The sequence below is a fragment of the Paenibacillus sp. J2L1-98 genome, from assembly GCF_056269405.1.
This window is the reverse complement of the sequence record NZ_JBWDNW010000005.1, coordinates 257730-275803: the sequence shown is the minus strand read 5'-3', so window position 1 is coordinate 275803 and position 18074 is coordinate 257730. Positions and strand designations below refer to the sequence as shown.

Genomic DNA, 18074 nt, shown 5'->3' with positions numbered 1-18074 from the left:
TTTAAAGCAAAACTCACTTCTTATTACGATTGGACCTCGACCGGCTTCGCTGCCTTCAGACTGCGAATAAACAACGACAGCGTAACCTTAACCATATAATATACCGACCGCATCGCATTAATAGATGAAGTCCCTCCCGTGCGCGCATCCATAACAACGGCAACCTCGCTCGTCCTAAGTCCGCTGCGATGAATAAGCACGATGGAATCCACTTCCGGATAGTCTGTCGCATAATCGCTTTGGAATACGGAAATCGCATGCTTGTTGGCAGCGCGAAATCCCGATGTCACATCAAGGACGCGCTTGCGCGTCATCGCGCTAACAATCGTAGACAAAATTTTGATACCGACTCTCCGTGTCGCCGACGACAGGAAACCCGTTTGTTCGATAAAACGTGAGCCAATCGCCAGATCTGCTTTCCCGCTCAGCACCGGCTCTAAAATAAGGTAGAGCTGCTCCGCTTTATGCTGTCCGTCTCCATCCACCTGAACGGCAACATCATAGCCATAACGATGTGCATAACGATATCCGGTCTGCATCGCGCCGCCAATACCCAGATTAGTCGGAAGTGTAACAACAGCCGCACCGTTTGCTTCAGCTACCTCGCGAGTCCGGTCCTTCGATCCGTCATTGATGACCAATATATGGGCAGACGGACAATGCGTCTTCACATCGCGGATCACGTGGCTTATGCTGTGTTCCTCGTTATAAGCCGGAATAATGATCAATATTTTTGAAGACGTTTTGCCTTGCCGCAGGGACTCTCCGGTAACCGTGCTGTCCTTTTTTGTAATGACTGCGTTCACTTCATCACCACTCCATAAATCATAATTTGGGTACGCCGATGCGCACAATTATACCAATTCTACTAGATTACTCTATTAGAAAGCAATAAAACGTTTGTGAAAATGTGTAAAAAATGCGCAAATTCCGAGGCAATTCTACCCAAATGCTTCTTAAATTTGTAATTAATGTTTGATAGATTTGAAGATAATAAATAAAAAAACCGCCTGGTAATCAGCCATTGACTGATACCAGACGATCTTTAGACGAAAGTTTGTTTCAATATGTTGCTTACATTTGACCGGAAATTTTTGCTTTCAAAGCATCTTTGCTTTGAACGCCGACCATTTTGTCAACGGGCTGGCCGTCTTTGAACAAAATCAATGTCGGGATACTCATAACGCCGAATTGCGATGCAAGCTCAGGCTGCTCGTCAACGTTAATTTTAGCGATTACCGCTTGGCCTTCCAGCTCAGTGGAAAGCTCCTCAACGATCGGAAGCTGCATTTTGCAAGGTCCGCACCAAGGTGCCCAGAAATCTACAAGGGAAACGCCGCTTTGAATGGTCTCGTTAAAGTTTTCTTTCGTCAATGCTACTGCCATTTCAATCATCCTCTCCAAACAAATTGTATGATAAAGGGAATACCCGTCTCACCGCTAATTGAAACATCATCTGCTAACCGCATGCGTGAATTTGCTTCAGCACATCCTCAATCGTTATCGCGCTAAAATGGCTTTCCAGCTGCTTCTCCGCCGTGCAAAATATACCGAACATCACCTGATTCATATTCGATCCAACGACACAATCCATCTCCGGATTGCCCGAGCACCAGCTCGGAATAAGCGAGCCCTGGGCCATTACACGATAAATATCGGCCAGCGTCACCACGCTCGGATCAATCGTCAGCCTATAGCCGCCGCCTGAGCCTTCGCGCGTATCCACATACCCATTGCGGCGCAAACCGCTCATCACCTTCCGGACACGCGCAGAGTGTGTGCCTACATTCTCGGCAATCATATCGCTGCTCGCCATCCTGTCCGGCAAATAAGCCAAATAAACGAGACTGTGTACGGCAATCGTAAATTCGCTGTTCACTTTGTAGGGCCTCCCTGCTTTGTACTGTAATTTTATCAGTTACAGTTACGCTTGTCAATAGTCAGGTCGCCAAATCCCTTTCTTAGCATACGGCACGGCTTACACAGTTATTCTGCATCAAATTTTGGGTAATGGTGCTTTAAATAAGTTTTAAATAAGCTTTAAATAATTTTTTTGCTCATTGTCATGTTTGAACGCTTTCACTGAATAAATATGAAATATGAAATTAAACCGTGCTTCCTCATTCGGTTTGGCCAACCAAGGCCGGAAGGCACCTGCTTCCTAACCTAGTTTTACTATGTAAAACTTAAAGGAGGTGACGCATAATGGCATTATTTTGGAATCGTTGGATACCCGTTCGTACGGAAGGGGGTTCTAGATCGGAGCTAATCGACCGGTTGCAGGCCCATTTCAAATCAAATGGATTGAAATCCAAAATTACCATTGAAGGCAATTCCTTTAGACGGATTCATGTGCTTAAAAAGGATGCCGATCAGGCCAAGGTGCTTCTTGACGCTTTTGACGGGGAGCATTAACGCAAGGGAGCAAAGCTTCTAACAGCAAGGCTTGGCAAGAGCAGCGGCTGCCCATGCGGGAGCCGCTGCTCTTGCTTCGCATTCAGGACGAGCGTCCCGTCACGGAAGAATTCCTCATCCACCGGTAGCCTTTGCGAACGCCGTTAAGCACCCATTCAGGAACCGGTCTTGGTTTTTTGGATAAGAAGGGCATATAGATCCGATTGTATGCCCTCTTCAAATCCTCCCACATCGTGCAGGGCTCCTCTTTCAAAAAGTCAGAAATATCGAGGACGATGCCGCGCCCATCCTTTACCATCACATTTTTCCCGTGCACGTCATGCGGATACAGGCCGCGGGAACGGGCATAGTCGAGCGCTTGGTCTATATCTTCGATGACCGTTTTCGGTATGGCCACCCCGTCGATGATGCATTGGTACAAGGTCTTTCCCTTTAAGCGCTTCAAAATCAGATAATAATGACCGTTATGCTCCCCCGCATGGTAACACATCGAATAGGCGGGATGATTGCCGATTAACCGGTATACCTCGCATTCCCTTTCCCACCCCTCGCGGCCGGGCGCATATACTTTCACCGCAATATCCGGATAATGGGGATGAGTAAATACGCCCGCATAGTTGCCGGCTCCGAGCAGCTCCCAGCCCCGCGGCGTCTCTTCCACGCGAATCGGATCCGCCCTGTCGATGCTGTTCAACTCTAAGTCTGAGAGCAGCGACTGCTCCGTGAGCGCAATGAGCTTCTCCAGCCGTTTCTCCTCCATTATGAGCAGATCTCCTTTCTTCCTATCCACGAACGTTATTTCCTTTCATTGTAAGACCACCCGCCGCAAAAATAAAGACCGGGATAAGAAGCTTTCCAGCTCTTCATCACGGTCTCCTTCTTATAAATATTATGCATGGCCTCCGCTTACAACCCTTAAACCGACAACGCCAGCAATAATCATGGATAAGAACAGCATTTTGCGCCAATCTCTTGATTCGCCAAAAACGATCATGCCGAGCAAGACGCTGCCAATCGAGCCTATCCCCGTCCAAATCCCGTAAGCCGTACTAATCGGAATCGTCTGCAGCGCTTTAGATAAGAAGAAAAAGCTCACGAAGCCTGCAGCAAGCGCCCCTACGGTGCCCTTCCAGCGCTTAAATCCGTCAGACAGCTTCATAAAAGTAACGCCCCCGACCTCTCCTAAGCCGGATATAATTAAAAAGACCCATGCCATATTAAGAGCCCACCTTTTCACGTTCTTTGCCGCTCGTGATGACCGGTGCCGCCACAGGCGCTGTAACCGGCACCGGCACCGGCTTATCCTTCGACACGAGCTTTAGCCCGACAATGCCTGCGATTAACAAAGTGATAAAAAACAAACGCCAAAAGTCAGCCGGTTCATGCAAAACAAGGATGCCCGCTATGACAGTGCCCGCTGTACCCATCCCTGTAAACATCGCATATGCAACCCCGATCTCGATCGTCCGCATCGCGCGGGCAAACAGCATAAAGCTTGCCGCAAGCAGTACTACAGTTATGATGCTGGGCACAAGCTGCGTAAAGCCCTCCGAATATTTAAGACCAAACGTCCAGCCAACCTCCAGAAAGCCGGCCAGCAGCAAAAAAATCCACTGCATCGTTATTCACCCTCTCGCTGTCATTGTCCAAAGCTGCCATAATGACAGCCACACCATTTGCTTCCTTTTTTCGAACAGTTCTTCCTCATATAATTGGTTTTCGACGAGCAGACCATCGACGCATACGTAAAAGACGGCAATGAGCCTCTCTTCCTCTTGACTGTCAAACAGCCCCGCGGAGGCTCCCTTATGAAGCACGACTGCAATACCTTCGGTCAACTCATTCTCATAGCGCATAAAATCATCTCTCAGCTGATCCCGCAAATGACGCGGCGGTACCAGAATCGTCCGCTTTAAGAAGGCCTGCCCGGTCGTTATATGTTTAAGATCGGTGAAAAACTCAAATAATCGATAGACCTGATCTTTAATCGGCTCTTGCGCAATGGCCTGAAGGAGCTCCATATATTGCTTCCGCTCTTCAACGATCACTTCCTTAACAAGCTGCAGGAAGAGCTGCTCCTTCGACTTATAATGCGCATAAATAGACGGCGTCTTGATGCCGACCGCCTTGGCAATTTCAGATAAGGACGCTCCTTCATAGCCGGATTCCGTAAACATCGTTAATGCCGCCTGCTTGATTCGTTCAGCCGTAGTAGGCCCGGTACTCATCATCATTCCTCCGTTATACATGTTCGCACGCTTGCCTAACGAACGTTAGTTAGGTAAATTTTATGACGGAACAGCCAAAAAGTCAAGGTACGAAAAAGCCATGCATGCTCCTCTTTCATAGGAGAACATGCATGGCTTATGATTTAATGCTTTTTGGAGCGTTTAGCTCTTTTCCACAGTATCCAGCATCCATTAATAGTCATGCCAAACGCGATACTGAGTACCATAACGACGACATTCAAAATAAGGAAATAAACGAGCAGCAGCCCAAGATCGGCATAATTGTCCGATACCGGTAGCACTTGGCTAAGCACGTAAGCAAGCAGGACGCTAAACGGAATCCAGAACAGGAAGATGAAAGCCGGGAAGTACCAATGGCGATTCCGGAATAACTTCACGATGGGCAAAGTGAACGCGAATATCATTAGCGTACAAATGATGTAGCTCCACTTCACAATCCCGCTGTTAAAGTATGCGGAATACAGAAAAACATTTCCTGCCGCGGCATAGACGATACTCAGTACCAGTACCGACCGCATCGACCGTCTGAATAACGCCTGCTCCTTCGCAGCCTCTTCCATTACTCGCCCACGATTTCTTGAACCGCTCGAATAAAGGCGTCCATCTCTTCATCCGTTCCGATGCTCACCCGCAAATATTCATTAATGCGAGGCTGATCAAAGTAACGCACAAGCACGCCCTTGTCGCGCAGCTGCTGGAATATGTCTTTGGCCGCTATCGCCTTGTGCGAGATGAAAACGAAATTCGCCTTAGAATCGGTTACCTTAAAGCCGATCGTAAGCAGCTGCTCCGTCACCCGCTCACGCGTAGCGATAACCTTTGCAGTCGTTTCCCGGAAATAAGCATCATCCTCAAACGAAGCAACGGCGCCAGCCAAGGCGAGGCGGTCAAGTGTGTAGGAGTTAAATGAATTTTTGATCCGGTTCAGTCCCTCGATCAGCTCCTTGCTGCCAAAAGCAAATCCGACGCGCAAGCCCGCTAACGAACGTGATTTCGAGAGCGTCTGAACGACGAGCAAATTCGGGTAATCCGTAATCAGCTCCACCGCCGACTGTCCTCCGAAATCAATATACGCTTCGTCTATGATGACGGCCTGATTCGGATTGCTTTCAAGCAGCGTGCGAATGTCCTCGAGCGGGAGCAATTGAGCCGTCGGCGCATTCGGATTCGGAATGATGATGCCGCCATTATCCGAATGGTAGGCTTCGACCTGTACATTAAACTGCTCGTCCAGCGGAATAAGCTCCGTTTGCAACCCGTACAGCTTCGCATAAACCTTATAAAAGCTGTAGGTAATATCCGGGAAAAGCAGCTTGTTGGCCGGATCGAAAAAGGCCGCGAAAGCAAACGCTAATATTTCATCCGAGCCGTTGCCTACAAACACCTGTTCAGCCGGCAGCCCGTAATAATTGGCAGCAGCCTGAACAAGCACATCGCAGGTAGGATCGGGATATAGACGCAAATCGGCGTTTGCCGCCCCCGTAATCGCATCGGTTACCTTCGAGGACGGCGGGTATGGATTCTCGTTCGTGTTGAGCTTAATATACGTTTTATCCTTCGGCTGTTCACCCGGCACGTAGGGTACCAGCGACGCTGTCAGCGGACTCCAAAATTTACTCAATGGTTAATCTTCCTTTCGTTATCGGCTTCCAATAGCTGCTTTTATTTTAACATTAATATGCATCCCAATTACAGAGCCTTGCGGACGGCAGACTTAGTCATCAGCAGGCCAAGCAGCGCCCCGAATGTATTCAGAATAATATCGTCGATGTCGAAGCTCCCCACCCGCGCCAGCATCTGAGTAAGCTCGACGGCCGTAATCATCAATATGGACACTGCGGTGAGGATAAACACTCGTCTATATTTCGTATTTAATAATGGCAGGAAAAGACCGATCGGTATGAATAAGACAATGTTTCCGAACAAATTTTTGAACCAGGTTTCAAAACTGAAATAATCATGAAATACGATATATTTTTTTATCGTGTAGAACGGTACAAGATTATAGTTATAGCCTTCAAGAAAATAACGATTGCGGTAAAATAATAGCCATCCCATCATAAGTGCGTAGCTCAGAGCGAGCGCAGTCAGAAATAAATTGAACAGTAAGCTTTTGAAATGAGCATTCGGGTACAAACGCATCCTTTTCACCTCATTATATCGACAGGCTTACAGTCTCCAAGGCACAGAATATACGTTAAATTCATCATTTCCGGTAATCGCTAATCCGTTAAGCTGATGACCGGTCGCGCAGCCGCCGTCGACGCCAATCTTGCCCTGCCCGAACCAGATGTCCGGCTTTCCGTGAATGTCGATCGTTTTGGTATGGCCGAAAATAACCGTTTTGCTCACATTGGTCGGTCTGTTAAGAAACGGCTGTTTGATGTAGAGAAAGTCTCTGGAAGGCTGCTCCTTCCAATTCAAATAATTCGGATTAAGACCGGCATGCACATAAATAAAGTGTTCATCCTCATGATAGTAAGGCAGGCTGTCGAGAAACGTCATGTGATGCGGATAGCGCTCCTGCACAGCTATTCTTGCGCATTCGATTACATGCTCAATGGGGCCCTGTCTCACGCCGGAATAGCTCTCCGCCGTCTGCCTGCCTCCATGACCGGAAAACTTCAGCAGCGCCAGCTCGCTCCGCTCCAGCATAACGTCAACGAGCCGCTCGTCATGATTGCCTTGAATAGCAATCGCCCCATCCTTTTGAACCAAATGAATGACCTGATCCACCACTTCCCTGCTCATCGGGCCGCGGTCGACGAAATCGCCGAGCAGAACAAGCTGATCCTCGCCGGGACAGTAGTTCATTAGAGATAGCAGATCATTAAACGGTGTATAGCAGCCGTGGATATCACTAATGACCAGCGTTCGCTTCATACGCGTCTACCCGCGATAACCAGATCTCTCTCTACGCCGTCGAGCACCGCTACCTTAGGCAAATGCCCCCATACTTCAAATCCAAACTTACGAAGCAGCGCCAAGCTCGGTTCATTGTGTCCGAACACGAAGCCAAGCAGCGTGCTCAGCCCTAGACGAGGGCACTCCTCGATCGCCTTCCGGACCAGCACCGAACCGATACCGCGGCCGCGGTATGGCTCTGCTATATATATGCTGATTTCAGCCGTTGCATTATAGGCCGGCCGGCCATAAAACGATTGAAAGCTAAACCACGCCGCAATTTCCCCTCCGATACGGAGTATCCATAACGGCCGGAAATCGGCTGAATGCTCATCGAACCAGGCTTTCTTGCTCTCCACTGTCGCCGGCTCCAAGTCCGCCGTCACCATTCTGCTTGCTATCGTTGAATTATAAATGTCGACAATGCGCTCCAGATCGCTTAGCTGCGCGTCGACAATCTCATATTGCAGTTGTCTGGACATGCTTGTCACCTCTTACCCGTATTTGATATCAAAAACCAGTCCGTTCGTACCCTTACTCCGCTATATATTTATTGTAATCATCCGGCGTGTTCAGGTTCGTAAACACCGATGCAAGACCATTCTCCCGCATATTCACTTCAGCGGTACGAAGCCTTTGGAGCAGCTTCATTAAACGGTAATCCTGGTCTTTAAGCGCAGCCTCTATTTCCGGGGCAATTTTTACGTGATAAAGCGCGTGAAACGGCTGTCCGGATGCATGTATGACGTCTGCTCCGCTATCCGTATGAACCATAAGCAGCGAAAGCAGCTCTTCAGACAGCTGCGGCATGTCGCAGGCCATGATGAATACGTAGCCTTCTGCGATTGACGATAAGCCGGCGTGCAAGCCCGATAACGGACCGCAGCCTTGAAAGCGATCCGTGACGTAGCTCACTTTCTCTCCCAAGTCGCCGAGGCTTTCGCGGTAGAGCGCTTCGCGCTCCGGCGACCCTACCGAAATCGTGACATGCTGCGTTAGGCCGGATAATTGTTGTACGAGCCGGTACAGCAGCGGCTTGCCGTCAATGGGCAGCAGCGCCTTATCCGTCCCCATCCTTGTGCTTAGTCCGCCGGCCAGTATCAAGCTGTGAATCTGATGCTTCCCCATTTCTTCATCCTCCTATAAATAAAAAGAAAGCCTGCCGAGTATAATGGGCTCGGCAGGCTTCTGTGATTCGTTCGGCTTATGCTTTGGTCGGGTCGAACGAGCTCTTCAGCGAAACGATACGGTTGAAGACCAGCTTCTCATCCGTCGTATCCTTCGGATCAACATTAAAGTAGCCATGACGGAAAAATTGGAACTTGTCGCCACCCGCCGCTTCCTTCATATTCGGCTCGACAAAACCTTGCAGCAATTCAAGCGAATTCGGGTTGATGCATTCCAGGAAAGGTTTGCCTTCCTCTTCCGCCTCGCTCGTAATAAGCGGCTCGAACAACCGGAAATCTGCAGCGACCGCCCGGGAAGCTTCCACCCAGTGAATCGTACCCTTAACCTTGCGCTCGTTAAAACCGGACCCGCTCTTCGTCTTCGGATCGTATGTGCAGTGCAGCTCGGTAACATTGCCGTCCGCATCCTTGATCGCCTCTTGGCATGTGATGAAATACGCATGCTTCAGACGCACTTCATTGCCGGGAAAGAGTCGGAAATATTTGTTCGGAGGATTTTCCATGAAATCATCCTGTTCAATATAGATCTCGCGGGAAAACGGAATTTGACGCGTTCCCATCGCTTCGTTTTCGGCATTATTCTCAGCTTCCAGCAGCTCGGTTTGGCCTTCCGGATAGTTCGTAATGACAACCTTCAGGGGACGCAATACAGCCATCGTACGAAGGGCCTTCAGCTTCAAATCTTCTCTAATAAAATGTTCAAGGTTGCGCTCGTCCACGAGGCTGTTGCTCTTCGACACGCCGATCTCGCGGCAGAATGCGCGCATCGCTTCCGGCGTGTAGCCCTTGCGGCGCAAGCCGCTGATCGTCGGCATACGCGGATCATCCCAGCCGTCCACGACCGCTTCATCCACCAATTGTTTCAGCTTGCGCTTGCTCATTACGGTATTGGTTACGTTCAGACGGGCAAACTCATATTGGCGCGGTGCAGCAGCCATCTCGCATTCTGCGACAGTCCAGTCATACAGCGGACGGTGGTCTTCAAACTCCAGTGTACAGATGGAATGCGTAATGCCTTCAATCGCATCGCTTAGCGGGTGAGCGTAGTCGTACATCGGATAGATGCACCAAGCATCGCCCGTGCGGTGATGATGCGCATGCGCAATACGGTACAGAACGGGATCGCGTAAAGTAATGTTCGGTGAAGCCATGTCGATCTTGGCGCGCAGCACCCTTTCGCCGTCCTTGAATTCGCCCGCGCGCATGCGTGCGAACAAATCGAGATTTTCCTCCACGGAGCGGCTGCGATACGGGCTTTCCTTGCCCGGCTCGGTCAGCGTGCCGCGATATTCGCGCATTTGCTCAGCCGTCAGATCGCAAACGAACGCTTTCCCCTTCCGGATAAGCAGCACCGCACGGTTGTACAGCTCCTCAAAGTAATCCGACGCAAAACGAAGCTCGTCCCACTCGAAGCCCAGCCAGCGGACATCCTCTTGAATGGATTCCACATACTCCGTATCTTCTTTAAGTGGATTCGTATCGTCGAAGCGCAAATTTGTCTTGCCCTTGAATTCATCGGCGAGCTCAAAGTTCAGACAAATCGACTTGGCATGCCCAATATGCAAATAGCCGTTCGGCTCCGGCGGAAAACGCGTAACAATTTCCTGCACATGGCCGCTCTTCAAATCTTCGACTACAATGTTTTTTATAAAATTCGAGGATGAGGACTTGTTCTCTACTGCATTCTCCATCTGCGACCAACCTTTCCCACGGAAAATATTTATCCTACTATAATACACAAATTTCCGTGAAATTATAATACTCCTTGTATATCAGCGGAACATGATAAGCAACTTTTACTTGATATAGTTATAATTTATCGCTCTAATTCCATCAACTAACCCCTTCCCATAATAAAAGGGGTCTCCTAAACTTATAGCGGAGTTTAATAATGAATCTCTAATTTGAATATTGGTTAATTCAGGTTTTGTTTGCCAAAGGAGCGCAGCAATACCAGCAACGTGTGGGGCAGCCATAGAGGTTCCACTATCAAAGCCATACCCAAATGGAAAAGAACTCTCTATATTTACACCCGGTGCCATCAGATCTAATGTACGACCTACACTTGAAAATTCAGCCCTTTGATTTAACTCATTTACTGCACCAACCGATAATACAGAATCATAAGCAGCAGGATAAGTTATATTTCCTTTATGGTCATATCCTTGATTTCCAGCTGATGCAACGAGAAGAATTCCTGAATTAAATGCTTTGTCGACTGCCTTCTGTAATGTCTGAGAGGAATTAATTCCTCCGAAACTTAAATTTATTATTTTCATGTGATTTGTAATTGACCATTCGATACCCTCAATTACGTCGCTGTAATTCCCTTTCCCATTGCTATCTAGAACCTTTACTCCATATAAACTAACACCCGGTGATACGCCCAGTACTCCTAATGAATTGTTGGAAGCAGCGATAATACCGGCAACGTGAGTACCATGTCCATAATCATCAAAGTAGTCAAATGTTTCATCGACGAAAGAGACACCGCTTATAACTGAAAGGTCCTCATGATTATAGGCGATTCCTGAATCAAGAATGGCAACTTTTATTCCAGTTCCTAAAACAAAACTTCCATGAATATCTGGAGCTTTAACTCTAGAAATTCCCCATGGTGTGATCTGGCTTGTGGAATAAACCATTCCATCTTCCTCTATGTATGCCACTTCGGAGTTTTTGGAAAGATCTTCCTCTTCACTTGCAGTCAATTCTGCAGCAATAACGGGCAAATAACTATAACTTTTTTTTATTTTTCCTCCTACTTTTTTAACAATGTTAAAATCCTTTTTTTCTTTAAATCCAATTAGATATACTTGATTATTAGTTGAAAGGCTTATTGAACTCGCTCTAACTTTTGTGTTTAAACTAAAAAGAAAGAAAAAACAGATCACTATTAGTAAGTTTCGTTTCACAAGAATACCGCCTTAATAAGTTTTATGATGGTAATTAGAAATGAGTTTTCTCTACAGTAAATTACTGTTTAGGTGAAATTTAACTGTTTTTCAAATATAATGAAAAATGGGGTGGTACCTAAAAAGAAATTTGAATAACAGGAAGGGGTTGATCAATTGAGGAAAATGCTTATAACTTCTTTAACTATTTTAGTCCTAGTATTTATTATTGGTGTTGTCAATTATAATAAATCAAATCGGTTTATTACTTTTGACGAAAATCCAAATAATAATCTAGTACTACGACTGAAGACAAATGATATTCCATATATCATAGATGACGAAGGAAAGTTGAAAATAAAGAAAAAATATGAAAAAAAGGCAATCGTTTGTTGTACTTAATAAAAAAGTTTTTTCATAAAAAAAGCCCTTGCGGTGAGATAGCGCAAGGGCTTTTTTACTGGGATCTTATCCTAATTTGACAAATTCACAAAATCCGCATCCTTGCCAACAAAATTAACTCGAGTCCCGTTATAAATATATTGTAAATTTCCACTTTTATAAACATTTACAATTGCTGTTCTAGTTGCTGTAACACTACTAGAACTAGAAATGTTCGCGTTTATGGCTTGTACTCTACCATAGTAGTTATTATTTATATCCATATTGAACTCGATTGCCGGTTGGCCTGATGCACCTGTTTCATGTGCATCTGTCCAGGACTTTGCCCAACCAACACTACTGGTTCTGCTATTAAAATAGTTTAATGGATATTAATTGAATAATCTCCCCTCAAATAATTTAAGGCATCCCCTTAAATTATTTGGGGGAGACTATTCTACCATTTAAGATGCTACAATAGTCATGTTACATAAAAACCATATAACGAATGGATGAAGCACAAATGAATGAACATGCTTTGGCCTCCCCGGATAACATAAACGCGATGCTCGACAACGTTTCACTCGAACTCTTCAAAATCATTGACAGCCACTTCTATGAAGAAAGCTTAAATCGAATAGTTAGAAGCTTTATTCACTATAAAAAAGCAGAGTCTACCATATGGACAGAACTAACGATGTATTCCTATTACATGATGGGAGGCAGCTCTCCGGATATATATCATGCAGCCGCTCAAACGGAGCTGATTATACTCAGTCTGGACATATTCGACGATTTGCAGGATCAGGACAATTTCGAACCGCCGTGGATGCAGTGCGGACCTGCTGCCGCCATGAACTGCGCTTCGGGTCTGCTCGTCGCCGCTATCGCAGGCCGCCTTGACAAGCCGCTCGACTCCACCGCACTTAAGCTCCTGGCAGCCGCCCATAATGGCCAGCATATAGATATTGAGAATGCCGTATCCACAGAAGAAGAATATCTGCAGGTCGTCACCAAGAAATCCGCTTCGCTCGTCAGCCTTGCTGTACATATGGGTTATCAGCTTATTGAAAACCAAAATGAAACGACCGCCGGCAAGCTAGCCGAATGCTCCCGGCACATCGGGATTGCCGCTCAACTGCAAAATGATGTAAAAAACCTCACCCTGATCCAAAAGCGAAACGATATCGTTCAGCGTAAAAAGACGCTTGCCACCCTATATTTGTATGACTTAAGCAAGGAAGCATTCCCCCTTCTCTCAAACTACTACGACGGTATATACGGTATCGAGGAACTAGTCTATCAACAGAAGCAGCTTGCCGATTTTATCACTGCATCGGGCGTTGCGGAATATATATCGGCTGTTCAACGCCTTTACCTGCAGCAGGCGGATCATATTTTGAGAACGATACCTGCTCTTCGGCCATGGGAGCTTCGATTCAGGTCCATTACGATCAACCATTTCCACAAATAAATTTACGGTATACCCCAAAAAAATTTAGGGCAAACTTTTGAACTAATTTGGTATAATTAATTTGTCGAAATAACCAATTTCAGGGGGAATTTACCCATGTGGTCACCACAGCTTAAAGAGACCGCTCTTCAAATTGCAGCAATCAGACATTCAAAGGAAAAACTCTCCGCCATTCTGACAGAAGCAACGATCTCCAAAGAACAGAAAACCGCTCTTAAACGATCATTCGCAACTCCCGCTTCCGCACCCGGAAACTCGTCAGCCGATTATTGGGGTTGATTGAATAATGAAGAGCCTGACGAGTAAGTCAGGCTCTTTTATTATGCGTTATGAAAGGATAGTGCCATGCACAGCACATCATACATGAAACGGACCATCTTCATCGTTACAGGCGCAGTCCTGCTGCTCATTCATTCATGGGTCAGTTATATTACTTTTCACTACCCCTATCTGGGAATAGGAGTGAAAGATGGCGGTTCAAGCAGATGGGTGATCTCGGAATTCTATAAAGGCGGCGCTGCCCAGAAAATAGGCTTAGCCGTAAACGATACCGTTGTAAGCATTGACGGAAAGCCGGCAGGCTCGCACATCTCTCTATTGAAATTCAGGGATATTGAACAGGCCCACTCTATTGAAGTGATTCGCGGCGACGTTCGTTACAGCTACGATATAATAAACAGTACGAACGAGCTCTCAACCAGGTACGTACTGGGGTTAACCGGCGAGCTTGTCCTATTCGCCATATCCGTGTTCGTCTATCTTAAAGTGAAGCACTCGCAGTCCACCTGTTATCTGCTCACGATGTTCATCTTTATGGGACTCGCCTTCATGTGCGCCGAAGCCTCTTCACGCGCAGACAGCATGGCCAGATTCGTTATGCTGAACACAATGTCGTTTATTCCGTTTTTGCTCGCCCAGTTCATCTACCATTTTCTTACGGAAAAAGGCTATAAGCTCTTCTCGTACCGCTGGCTCAAAAATATATTTACGCTGCTGACTGCGCTGGCCGCGCTGCGTATTTCGTACTTTTTCGCCGTGCCCATGCACCCCTATTTCATTATAGACCGGTATATAAGCTTGCTCTGCTTTGCACTCGGCTCCCTGCTTTCGATCATTCTCTTAGCTGTCATCTATTTGAAAAAACGTCATGAATACTCCTTTTCCGCAGTGGTCATTAAAATCATATTTACCGCCTTTGTTCTATCGTTTTTGCCGTTTCTGCTGTTATCGGTCATACCCGATCTATTCGGCAAGCCAATCGTTGATTACTCCTATGCGGTCTGGTTTATTACCCTGTTTCCGGCTACCTTTATTTATTACACCGTAAAAAACAAGCTTTTTCAAAATAGAAGCATTGCCCTTTTCCTGCTGCCTGTCCGAAATAACCGGTTAAACGCATTTTATCGCATCCTGACGGACCACGGGCAAATTAAGAAACTGGAGGATACGCAGTATAGCCTGCTGCCGCAAATTTGTTCGGCGCTTAGGCTGGAAGCAGCAGCCATACGTTTCAATGACAATACAAGAGTAAGGCTGGCTGTATATGGCTCGTTGAATACAACTGAAATGGAGCGCGCTGTGCAAACCGGCGATTCGCACAACTCCAAATACGTGATCTACGCGGTCAACCCGGAGTTAGACTTTTCTAGTCATCTAATTATGATAAGAAAGCAGCCGAATCTGCCCTTCAACGCCGAACAGCAGCAGTGGATTGCTATGTTAAATGCCCAGCTTTCGATTATAATTGAGAACATATACTTATCCGAGAAGCTGTCGATGAAAGTAAGCGAGCTCATCTCAGAACCAGCCGCCGCTTCAGACAAGCCCGCCGATTCTTACCTGTGGTTCCGAAAATCTCTTTATCAAATGCAAGAAAAAGAGCGAAGACGCGTTGCAACCGACCTTCACGATACGGTCATGCAGGATATTTATTTTGCAAAACAGAGAGTGACAACGCTGCGCGACGGGGCGCTCGATTCCGCAGCCATAAGAAATGAATTAAAAGAGCTCGCAGAATACTTAGACATCATTAATTTAAATGTTCGGGAAACAGGCTTTCACTTATACCCTCATCTTCTGAAGGAAGTCGGATTTGCCGTAACGGCCTCCAATCTGATTGAGACGGAGCGAATGAATGTTCCGTTCAAACTCCATTTGCGCATCGAACAAAAGGCCGAGTGGGATCAGCTCGAATCCGATGTGCACCATCATCTGTTCCGCATCATGCAGGAACTGCTTTCTAATGCCAAGAAGCACTCCAAAGCTAATGAGGTTGATTTTCATTTATATAAAGCAAATCAAGCCTTCGCTCTGGAATATCGCGATGACGGCATCGGATTTGACGACACCATCCATAACGACGGCATCGGCTGGCATGGCATCCAGCATCGGATCAACAGTTTAGAAGGACAAATGCAGCATTTCACCTCTATTAATGAAGGTTTAAAGCTTATCATTACGCTGCCTGCGGAAGGGAGAGACGTTTTTGAATCCAGAAATTAAAGTACTCATTATTGACGATCATCCGGCCATGGCGTTCGGTATTCAATACTTGCTGGAGAAGAATACACACATCGAGGTGCTTGGCATTGCCGCAAGCGGCAAAGACGGAATCGAGATGGTTCAAACGCTGCTCCCTTCCGTTGTCATACTCGATTTGAACCTTCCCGATGATACCGGCGTTAACATTGCCGCCGCAATCAAGGAGCGGCACCCCTCCATTCACATCATCATTCATACGGGCTATGATTACGTCCCCTACTTTAACCGTCTCATTGAAAGCGGCGTGAGCGGCATTCTGAATAAAAGTGCGTCGCCCCAAGATATTATCGATATGATCCATGCCGTCATTCGCGGGCAAACGATCGTGCCTTTACCGATATTCAGACAGATTCAACTGCAGCGCCCCGATCACGTTAAACACTATTGGGAAGCGGATCTGACCACGACCGAGCAGAAAATTTTATCCATGTTAGCCGACAAGTGCACCAACAGCAAGATTGCCAGCACGATTCACGTTAGCGAGAGCTCCGTCGAAAATTATTTGAAAAAAATATATGGCAAATTAGGCGTTAAATCAAAGGCAGAAGCTCTGACCAAAATTACGAATGACGACCGTTTTCAACGGGTCGTCGATTAAAGGCAGCGAGGATGCCGGATGGCATCCCCCCCTTCATTCTCGCGCTCCCCCCAAACCCGCCTGTTCCAGCTAATTTTCCGCCCCGCTGACGGCTCATTCAACCCTTCCCGCAAATATATTTGCATTCGTACATGCCGGCCCTGCATAGGCTTCATAAAAGCGAATACATGATTTGACAGGATGGAAGGTGAATCGCCGGTGACTGCTTCGTCCTTTGTTATTTTTCCGGATGGCGGCTGGAACAATCTCCCTGATCCATTACAGAAGCTGTTCGAAAAGCTTAGCGGGCAGCATCACATCTATCTCATTTCGGATGGCTCCGTTTCAACCCTGGCTCCCGCAGCAGTACAGACTCTTTCATTGAAGCAATTAGAGCATTTCGACTGGAAGGAAGCAGCAGCCGTCGTTATGCATCCTTACTGGATTCAGGCGGCGATGGCTGCCGGCCCGAAGCAGCTTATTGCAATGCCGGATTCTCCCCGGCAGGGCGAGCCGGCGCTTTGGACGAAATGCCGCAAATGGCTGTGCGCGCATGCCGATTTGATCATTGCCGATGCGGAGCCCTATTACTTGGAGCAGGCTTTTTGCGCGGAGCATGTCTTCCTGCTGGACGGCCGCGACGAGGTGTGCGACCTGCTGGCAAGGCAGGCTTTTAGCTGGACCCTTAGCGGCTTCTCCCCGAAGCCGCTCGTTCGTTTGCAGCAGCGCTGTCTGGCGGAGCAGTACAGCAAGCTGCTTCTAGACGGGGCGGAGAAGCAAGGGACGGACCGGCTTCAGGCTCTATTTTTCCATGCGGTCTTCCGGTATCTCATTCATGATCTGGAACGGGCGAAAGAGGCGCTGCTTGCATCGTTTGAGCTGGCTGTCTTAGAAGGAAAAGGGGACGCGCTGAGCACGTATTACCGCTTTTTGTCCGCGATAGAACTAAAGCAGGGACTGACAAGGCAGGCTGTCCAAACGTACAGCTTTACCGCTGTCACCGAGGAGGAGAGGCGAACGGTTGACTTTCTCGATGACTGGCTTGATGCCGGGAAGGATGAGCTGGCGGGAGCGCTGCTTTACCGGTTAAACGATGATTTCAAGCAAGCTCTTGAGAAGCTGGAGCATATGGAGTTAGAGCCTATGGCGCTCCGGCTGTTCATCGAAGCCAACGTACAAACCGGCCGCTTGAAGAAGGCGCTAGACCAAATTTCTCCGGAGCAGCTGAAGACTGAAGATGAACGGCAGCAATATTTACTGCTTCGCGGAACCTCATCGCTGCTGGAGGGGAAGCGCTACGAGGCGATTCATGCTTTTTTGGAGGCGGCGGAAAGCCGGGTTGAGGCACTTGGAAATATAGCCGAGATCGCGGCGCTCGACGCAGCGGTGGAGGAGCTCGCCAAGGAGACAGACCGATCAACCGGGATTGATTAAGCGAAGAAGGAGGGCGTA

General features: G+C 47.4%; 21 protein-coding genes and 1 pseudogene. 6 read left to right on the top strand and 16 right to left on the bottom strand.

Annotated features, from left to right (window positions below; all coding sequences use genetic code 11):
- Nucleotides 1-23 precede the first annotated feature (23 nt).
- The 3 genes from AC0YNZ_RS13210 to AC0YNZ_RS13200 all read right to left on the bottom strand — a co-directional run bounded on the left by AC0YNZ_RS13210 (nucleotide 24) and on the right by AC0YNZ_RS13200 (nucleotide 1879).
- On the bottom strand, nucleotides 24-806 hold the full coding sequence (locus tag AC0YNZ_RS13210) for a glycosyltransferase family 2 protein (protein WP_475827041.1): 783 nt from the start codon (nucleotides 804-806) through the stop codon (nucleotides 24-26).
- A gap of 268 nt (nucleotides 807-1074) precedes the next feature.
- Entirely contained in the window at nucleotides 1075-1386 is a 312-nt protein-coding gene (gene trxA, locus AC0YNZ_RS13205; RefSeq protein WP_110770180.1) for a thioredoxin, read from the bottom strand.
- Nucleotides 1387-1459: 73 nt separating this feature from the next.
- Nucleotides 1460-1879, bottom strand: coding sequence for an RrF2 family transcriptional regulator (locus AC0YNZ_RS13200; protein WP_056630853.1), 420 nt, complete (start codon nucleotides 1877-1879; stop codon nucleotides 1460-1462).
- A 326-nt stretch (nucleotides 1880-2205) separates the two neighbouring features.
- Between AC0YNZ_RS13200 and AC0YNZ_RS13195 the strand changes: the two genes are divergently transcribed.
- The gene (locus AC0YNZ_RS13195) at nucleotides 2206-2415 is read left to right on the top strand and encodes a hypothetical protein (RefSeq protein WP_475827040.1); all 210 of its coding nucleotides are present in this window, start codon (nucleotides 2206-2208) and stop codon (nucleotides 2413-2415) included.
- An 82-nt stretch (nucleotides 2416-2497) separates the two neighbouring features.
- Here AC0YNZ_RS13195 and AC0YNZ_RS13190 read toward each other — a convergent pair whose 3' ends face one another.
- The 13 genes and pseudogenes from AC0YNZ_RS13190 to AC0YNZ_RS13130 form a co-directional block, all read right to left on the bottom strand.
- Nucleotides 2498-3175 (bottom strand): serine/threonine protein kinase, encoded by a 678-nt coding sequence (locus tag AC0YNZ_RS13190; RefSeq protein ID WP_475827039.1) that lies wholly within the window; start codon nucleotides 3173-3175, stop codon nucleotides 2498-2500.
- Between the two features lie 129 nt (nucleotides 3176-3304).
- A complete protein-coding gene (locus AC0YNZ_RS13185) occupies nucleotides 3305-3631 on the bottom strand; it encodes a DMT family transporter (RefSeq protein WP_475827038.1) in 327 nt (108 codons plus the stop codon).
- A 1-nt stretch (nucleotide 3632) separates the two neighbouring features.
- Nucleotides 3633-4034, bottom strand: coding sequence for a DMT family transporter (locus tag AC0YNZ_RS13180; protein ID WP_475827037.1), 402 nt, complete (start codon nucleotides 4032-4034; stop codon nucleotides 3633-3635).
- Nucleotides 4035-4040: 6 nt separating this feature from the next.
- Nucleotides 4041-4643 (bottom strand): TetR/AcrR family transcriptional regulator, encoded by a 603-nt coding sequence (locus AC0YNZ_RS13175; protein WP_475827036.1) that lies wholly within the window; start codon nucleotides 4641-4643, stop codon nucleotides 4041-4043.
- Between the two features lie 143 nt (nucleotides 4644-4786).
- On the bottom strand, nucleotides 4787-5224 hold the full coding sequence (locus AC0YNZ_RS13170; protein ID WP_475827035.1) for a hypothetical protein: 438 nt from the start codon (nucleotides 5222-5224) through the stop codon (nucleotides 4787-4789).
- The gene (gene hisC / locus AC0YNZ_RS13165; RefSeq protein WP_475827034.1) at nucleotides 5224-6285 is read right to left on the bottom strand and encodes a histidinol-phosphate transaminase; all 1062 of its coding nucleotides are present in this window, start codon (nucleotides 6283-6285) and stop codon (nucleotides 5224-5226) included. Before hisC ends, AC0YNZ_RS13170 begins: the two co-directional genes overlap by 1 nt.
- Nucleotides 6286-6353: 68 nt before the next feature.
- Nucleotides 6354-6806 (bottom strand): VanZ family protein, encoded by a 453-nt coding sequence (locus AC0YNZ_RS13160; RefSeq protein WP_475827033.1) that lies wholly within the window; start codon nucleotides 6804-6806, stop codon nucleotides 6354-6356.
- A 27-nt stretch (nucleotides 6807-6833) separates the two neighbouring features.
- Nucleotides 6834-7547 (bottom strand): metallophosphoesterase family protein, encoded by a 714-nt coding sequence (locus AC0YNZ_RS13155; protein WP_475827032.1) that lies wholly within the window; start codon nucleotides 7545-7547, stop codon nucleotides 6834-6836.
- A complete protein-coding gene (locus AC0YNZ_RS13150) occupies nucleotides 7544-8050 on the bottom strand; it encodes an N-acetyltransferase family protein (RefSeq protein ID WP_475827031.1) in 507 nt (168 codons plus the stop codon). The genes AC0YNZ_RS13155 and AC0YNZ_RS13150 overlap by 4 nt, the downstream gene beginning before the upstream one ends.
- Nucleotides 8051-8102: 52 nt before the next feature.
- Nucleotides 8103-8696: a molybdenum cofactor guanylyltransferase gene (gene mobA / locus AC0YNZ_RS13145; RefSeq protein ID WP_475827030.1), complete on the bottom strand. Its 594-nt coding sequence runs from the start codon at nucleotides 8694-8696 to the stop codon at nucleotides 8103-8105.
- A gap of 76 nt (nucleotides 8697-8772) precedes the next feature.
- Nucleotides 8773-10446: a glutamine--tRNA ligase/YqeY domain fusion protein gene (locus AC0YNZ_RS13140; protein ID WP_475827029.1), complete on the bottom strand. Its 1674-nt coding sequence runs from the start codon at nucleotides 10444-10446 to the stop codon at nucleotides 8773-8775.
- 105 nt (nucleotides 10447-10551) lie between these two features.
- On the bottom strand, nucleotides 10552-11670 hold the full coding sequence (locus AC0YNZ_RS13135) for a S8 family peptidase (RefSeq protein ID WP_475827028.1): 1119 nt from the start codon (nucleotides 11668-11670) through the stop codon (nucleotides 10552-10554).
- 452 nt (nucleotides 11671-12122) lie between these two features.
- A pseudogene (locus AC0YNZ_RS13130) lies at nucleotides 12123-12392 on the bottom strand (DUF6973 domain-containing protein); the annotation flags it as partial.
- A 161-nt stretch (nucleotides 12393-12553) separates the two neighbouring features.
- Between AC0YNZ_RS13130 and AC0YNZ_RS13125 the strand changes: the two are divergent.
- The 5 genes from AC0YNZ_RS13125 (at nucleotide 12554) to AC0YNZ_RS13105 (ending at nucleotide 18056) form a co-directional block, all read left to right on the top strand.
- Entirely contained in the window at nucleotides 12554-13504 is a 951-nt protein-coding gene (locus AC0YNZ_RS13125) for a polyprenyl synthetase family protein (protein WP_475827027.1), read from the top strand.
- Nucleotides 13505-13600: 96 nt separating this feature from the next.
- Nucleotides 13601-13783, top strand: a complete 183-nt coding sequence (locus tag AC0YNZ_RS13120) for a hypothetical protein (protein WP_475827026.1) — start codon at nucleotides 13601-13603, stop codon at nucleotides 13781-13783.
- A 66-nt stretch (nucleotides 13784-13849) separates the two neighbouring features.
- Nucleotides 13850-16006 carry a histidine kinase gene (locus tag AC0YNZ_RS13115; RefSeq protein ID WP_475827025.1) on the top strand — a complete coding sequence of 719 codons (2157 nt, stop codon included), beginning with the start codon at nucleotides 13850-13852 and terminating at the stop codon, nucleotides 16004-16006.
- Complete coding sequence (locus AC0YNZ_RS13110; RefSeq protein ID WP_475827024.1) at nucleotides 15990-16643, top strand: response regulator transcription factor; 654 nt, start codon at nucleotides 15990-15992, stop codon at nucleotides 16641-16643. Before AC0YNZ_RS13115 ends, AC0YNZ_RS13110 begins: the two co-directional genes overlap by 17 nt.
- Before the next feature lie 198 nt (nucleotides 16644-16841).
- Nucleotides 16842-18056 carry a hypothetical protein gene (locus AC0YNZ_RS13105; protein ID WP_475827023.1) on the top strand — a complete coding sequence of 405 codons (1215 nt, stop codon included), beginning with the start codon at nucleotides 16842-16844 and terminating at the stop codon, nucleotides 18054-18056.
- The last annotated feature ends 18 nt before the right edge of the window (nucleotides 18057-18074 follow it).

What these genes read in the sequence shown, in the direction of transcription:
- trxA (WP_110770180.1), bottom strand. Translation starts at nt 1,386, where the DNA reads ATGGCAGTAGCATTGACGAAAGAAAACTTTAACGAGACCATTCAAAGC.
- AC0YNZ_RS13195 (WP_475827040.1), top strand. Translation starts at nt 2,206, where the DNA reads ATGGCATTATTTTGGAATCGTTGGATACCCGTTCGTACGGAAGGGGGT.
- AC0YNZ_RS13190 (WP_475827039.1), bottom strand. Translation starts at nt 3,175, where the DNA reads ATGGAGGAGAAACGGCTGGAGAAGCTCATTGCGCTCACGGAGCAGTCG.
- AC0YNZ_RS13185 (WP_475827038.1), bottom strand. Translation starts at nt 3,631, where the DNA reads ATGGCATGGGTCTTTTTAATTATATCCGGCTTAGGAGAGGTCGGGGGC.
- AC0YNZ_RS13180 (WP_475827037.1), bottom strand. Translation starts at nt 4,034, where the DNA reads ATGCAGTGGATTTTTTTGCTGCTGGCCGGCTTTCTGGAGGTTGGCTGG.
- AC0YNZ_RS13175 (WP_475827036.1), bottom strand. Translation starts at nt 4,643, where the DNA reads ATGAGTACCGGGCCTACTACGGCTGAACGAATCAAGCAGGCGGCATTA.
- AC0YNZ_RS13170 (WP_475827035.1), bottom strand. Translation starts at nt 5,224, where the DNA reads ATGGAAGAGGCTGCGAAGGAGCAGGCGTTATTCAGACGGTCGATGCGG.
- AC0YNZ_RS13160 (WP_475827033.1), bottom strand. Translation starts at nt 6,806, where the DNA reads ATGCGTTTGTACCCGAATGCTCATTTCAAAAGCTTACTGTTCAATTTA.
- AC0YNZ_RS13155 (WP_475827032.1), bottom strand. Translation starts at nt 7,547, where the DNA reads ATGAAGCGAACGCTGGTCATTAGTGATATCCACGGCTGCTATACACCG.
- AC0YNZ_RS13150 (WP_475827031.1), bottom strand. Translation starts at nt 8,050, where the DNA reads ATGTCCAGACAACTGCAATATGAGATTGTCGACGCGCAGCTAAGCGAT.
- mobA (WP_475827030.1), bottom strand. Translation starts at nt 8,696, where the DNA reads ATGGGGAAGCATCAGATTCACAGCTTGATACTGGCCGGCGGACTAAGC.
- AC0YNZ_RS13140 (WP_475827029.1), bottom strand. Translation starts at nt 10,446, where the DNA reads ATGGAGAATGCAGTAGAGAACAAGTCCTCATCCTCGAATTTTATAAAA.
- AC0YNZ_RS13125 (WP_475827027.1), top strand. Translation starts at nt 12,554, where the DNA reads ATGAATGAACATGCTTTGGCCTCCCCGGATAACATAAACGCGATGCTC.
- AC0YNZ_RS13120 (WP_475827026.1), top strand. Translation starts at nt 13,601, where the DNA reads ATGTGGTCACCACAGCTTAAAGAGACCGCTCTTCAAATTGCAGCAATC.
- AC0YNZ_RS13115 (WP_475827025.1), top strand. Translation starts at nt 13,850, where the DNA reads ATGCACAGCACATCATACATGAAACGGACCATCTTCATCGTTACAGGC.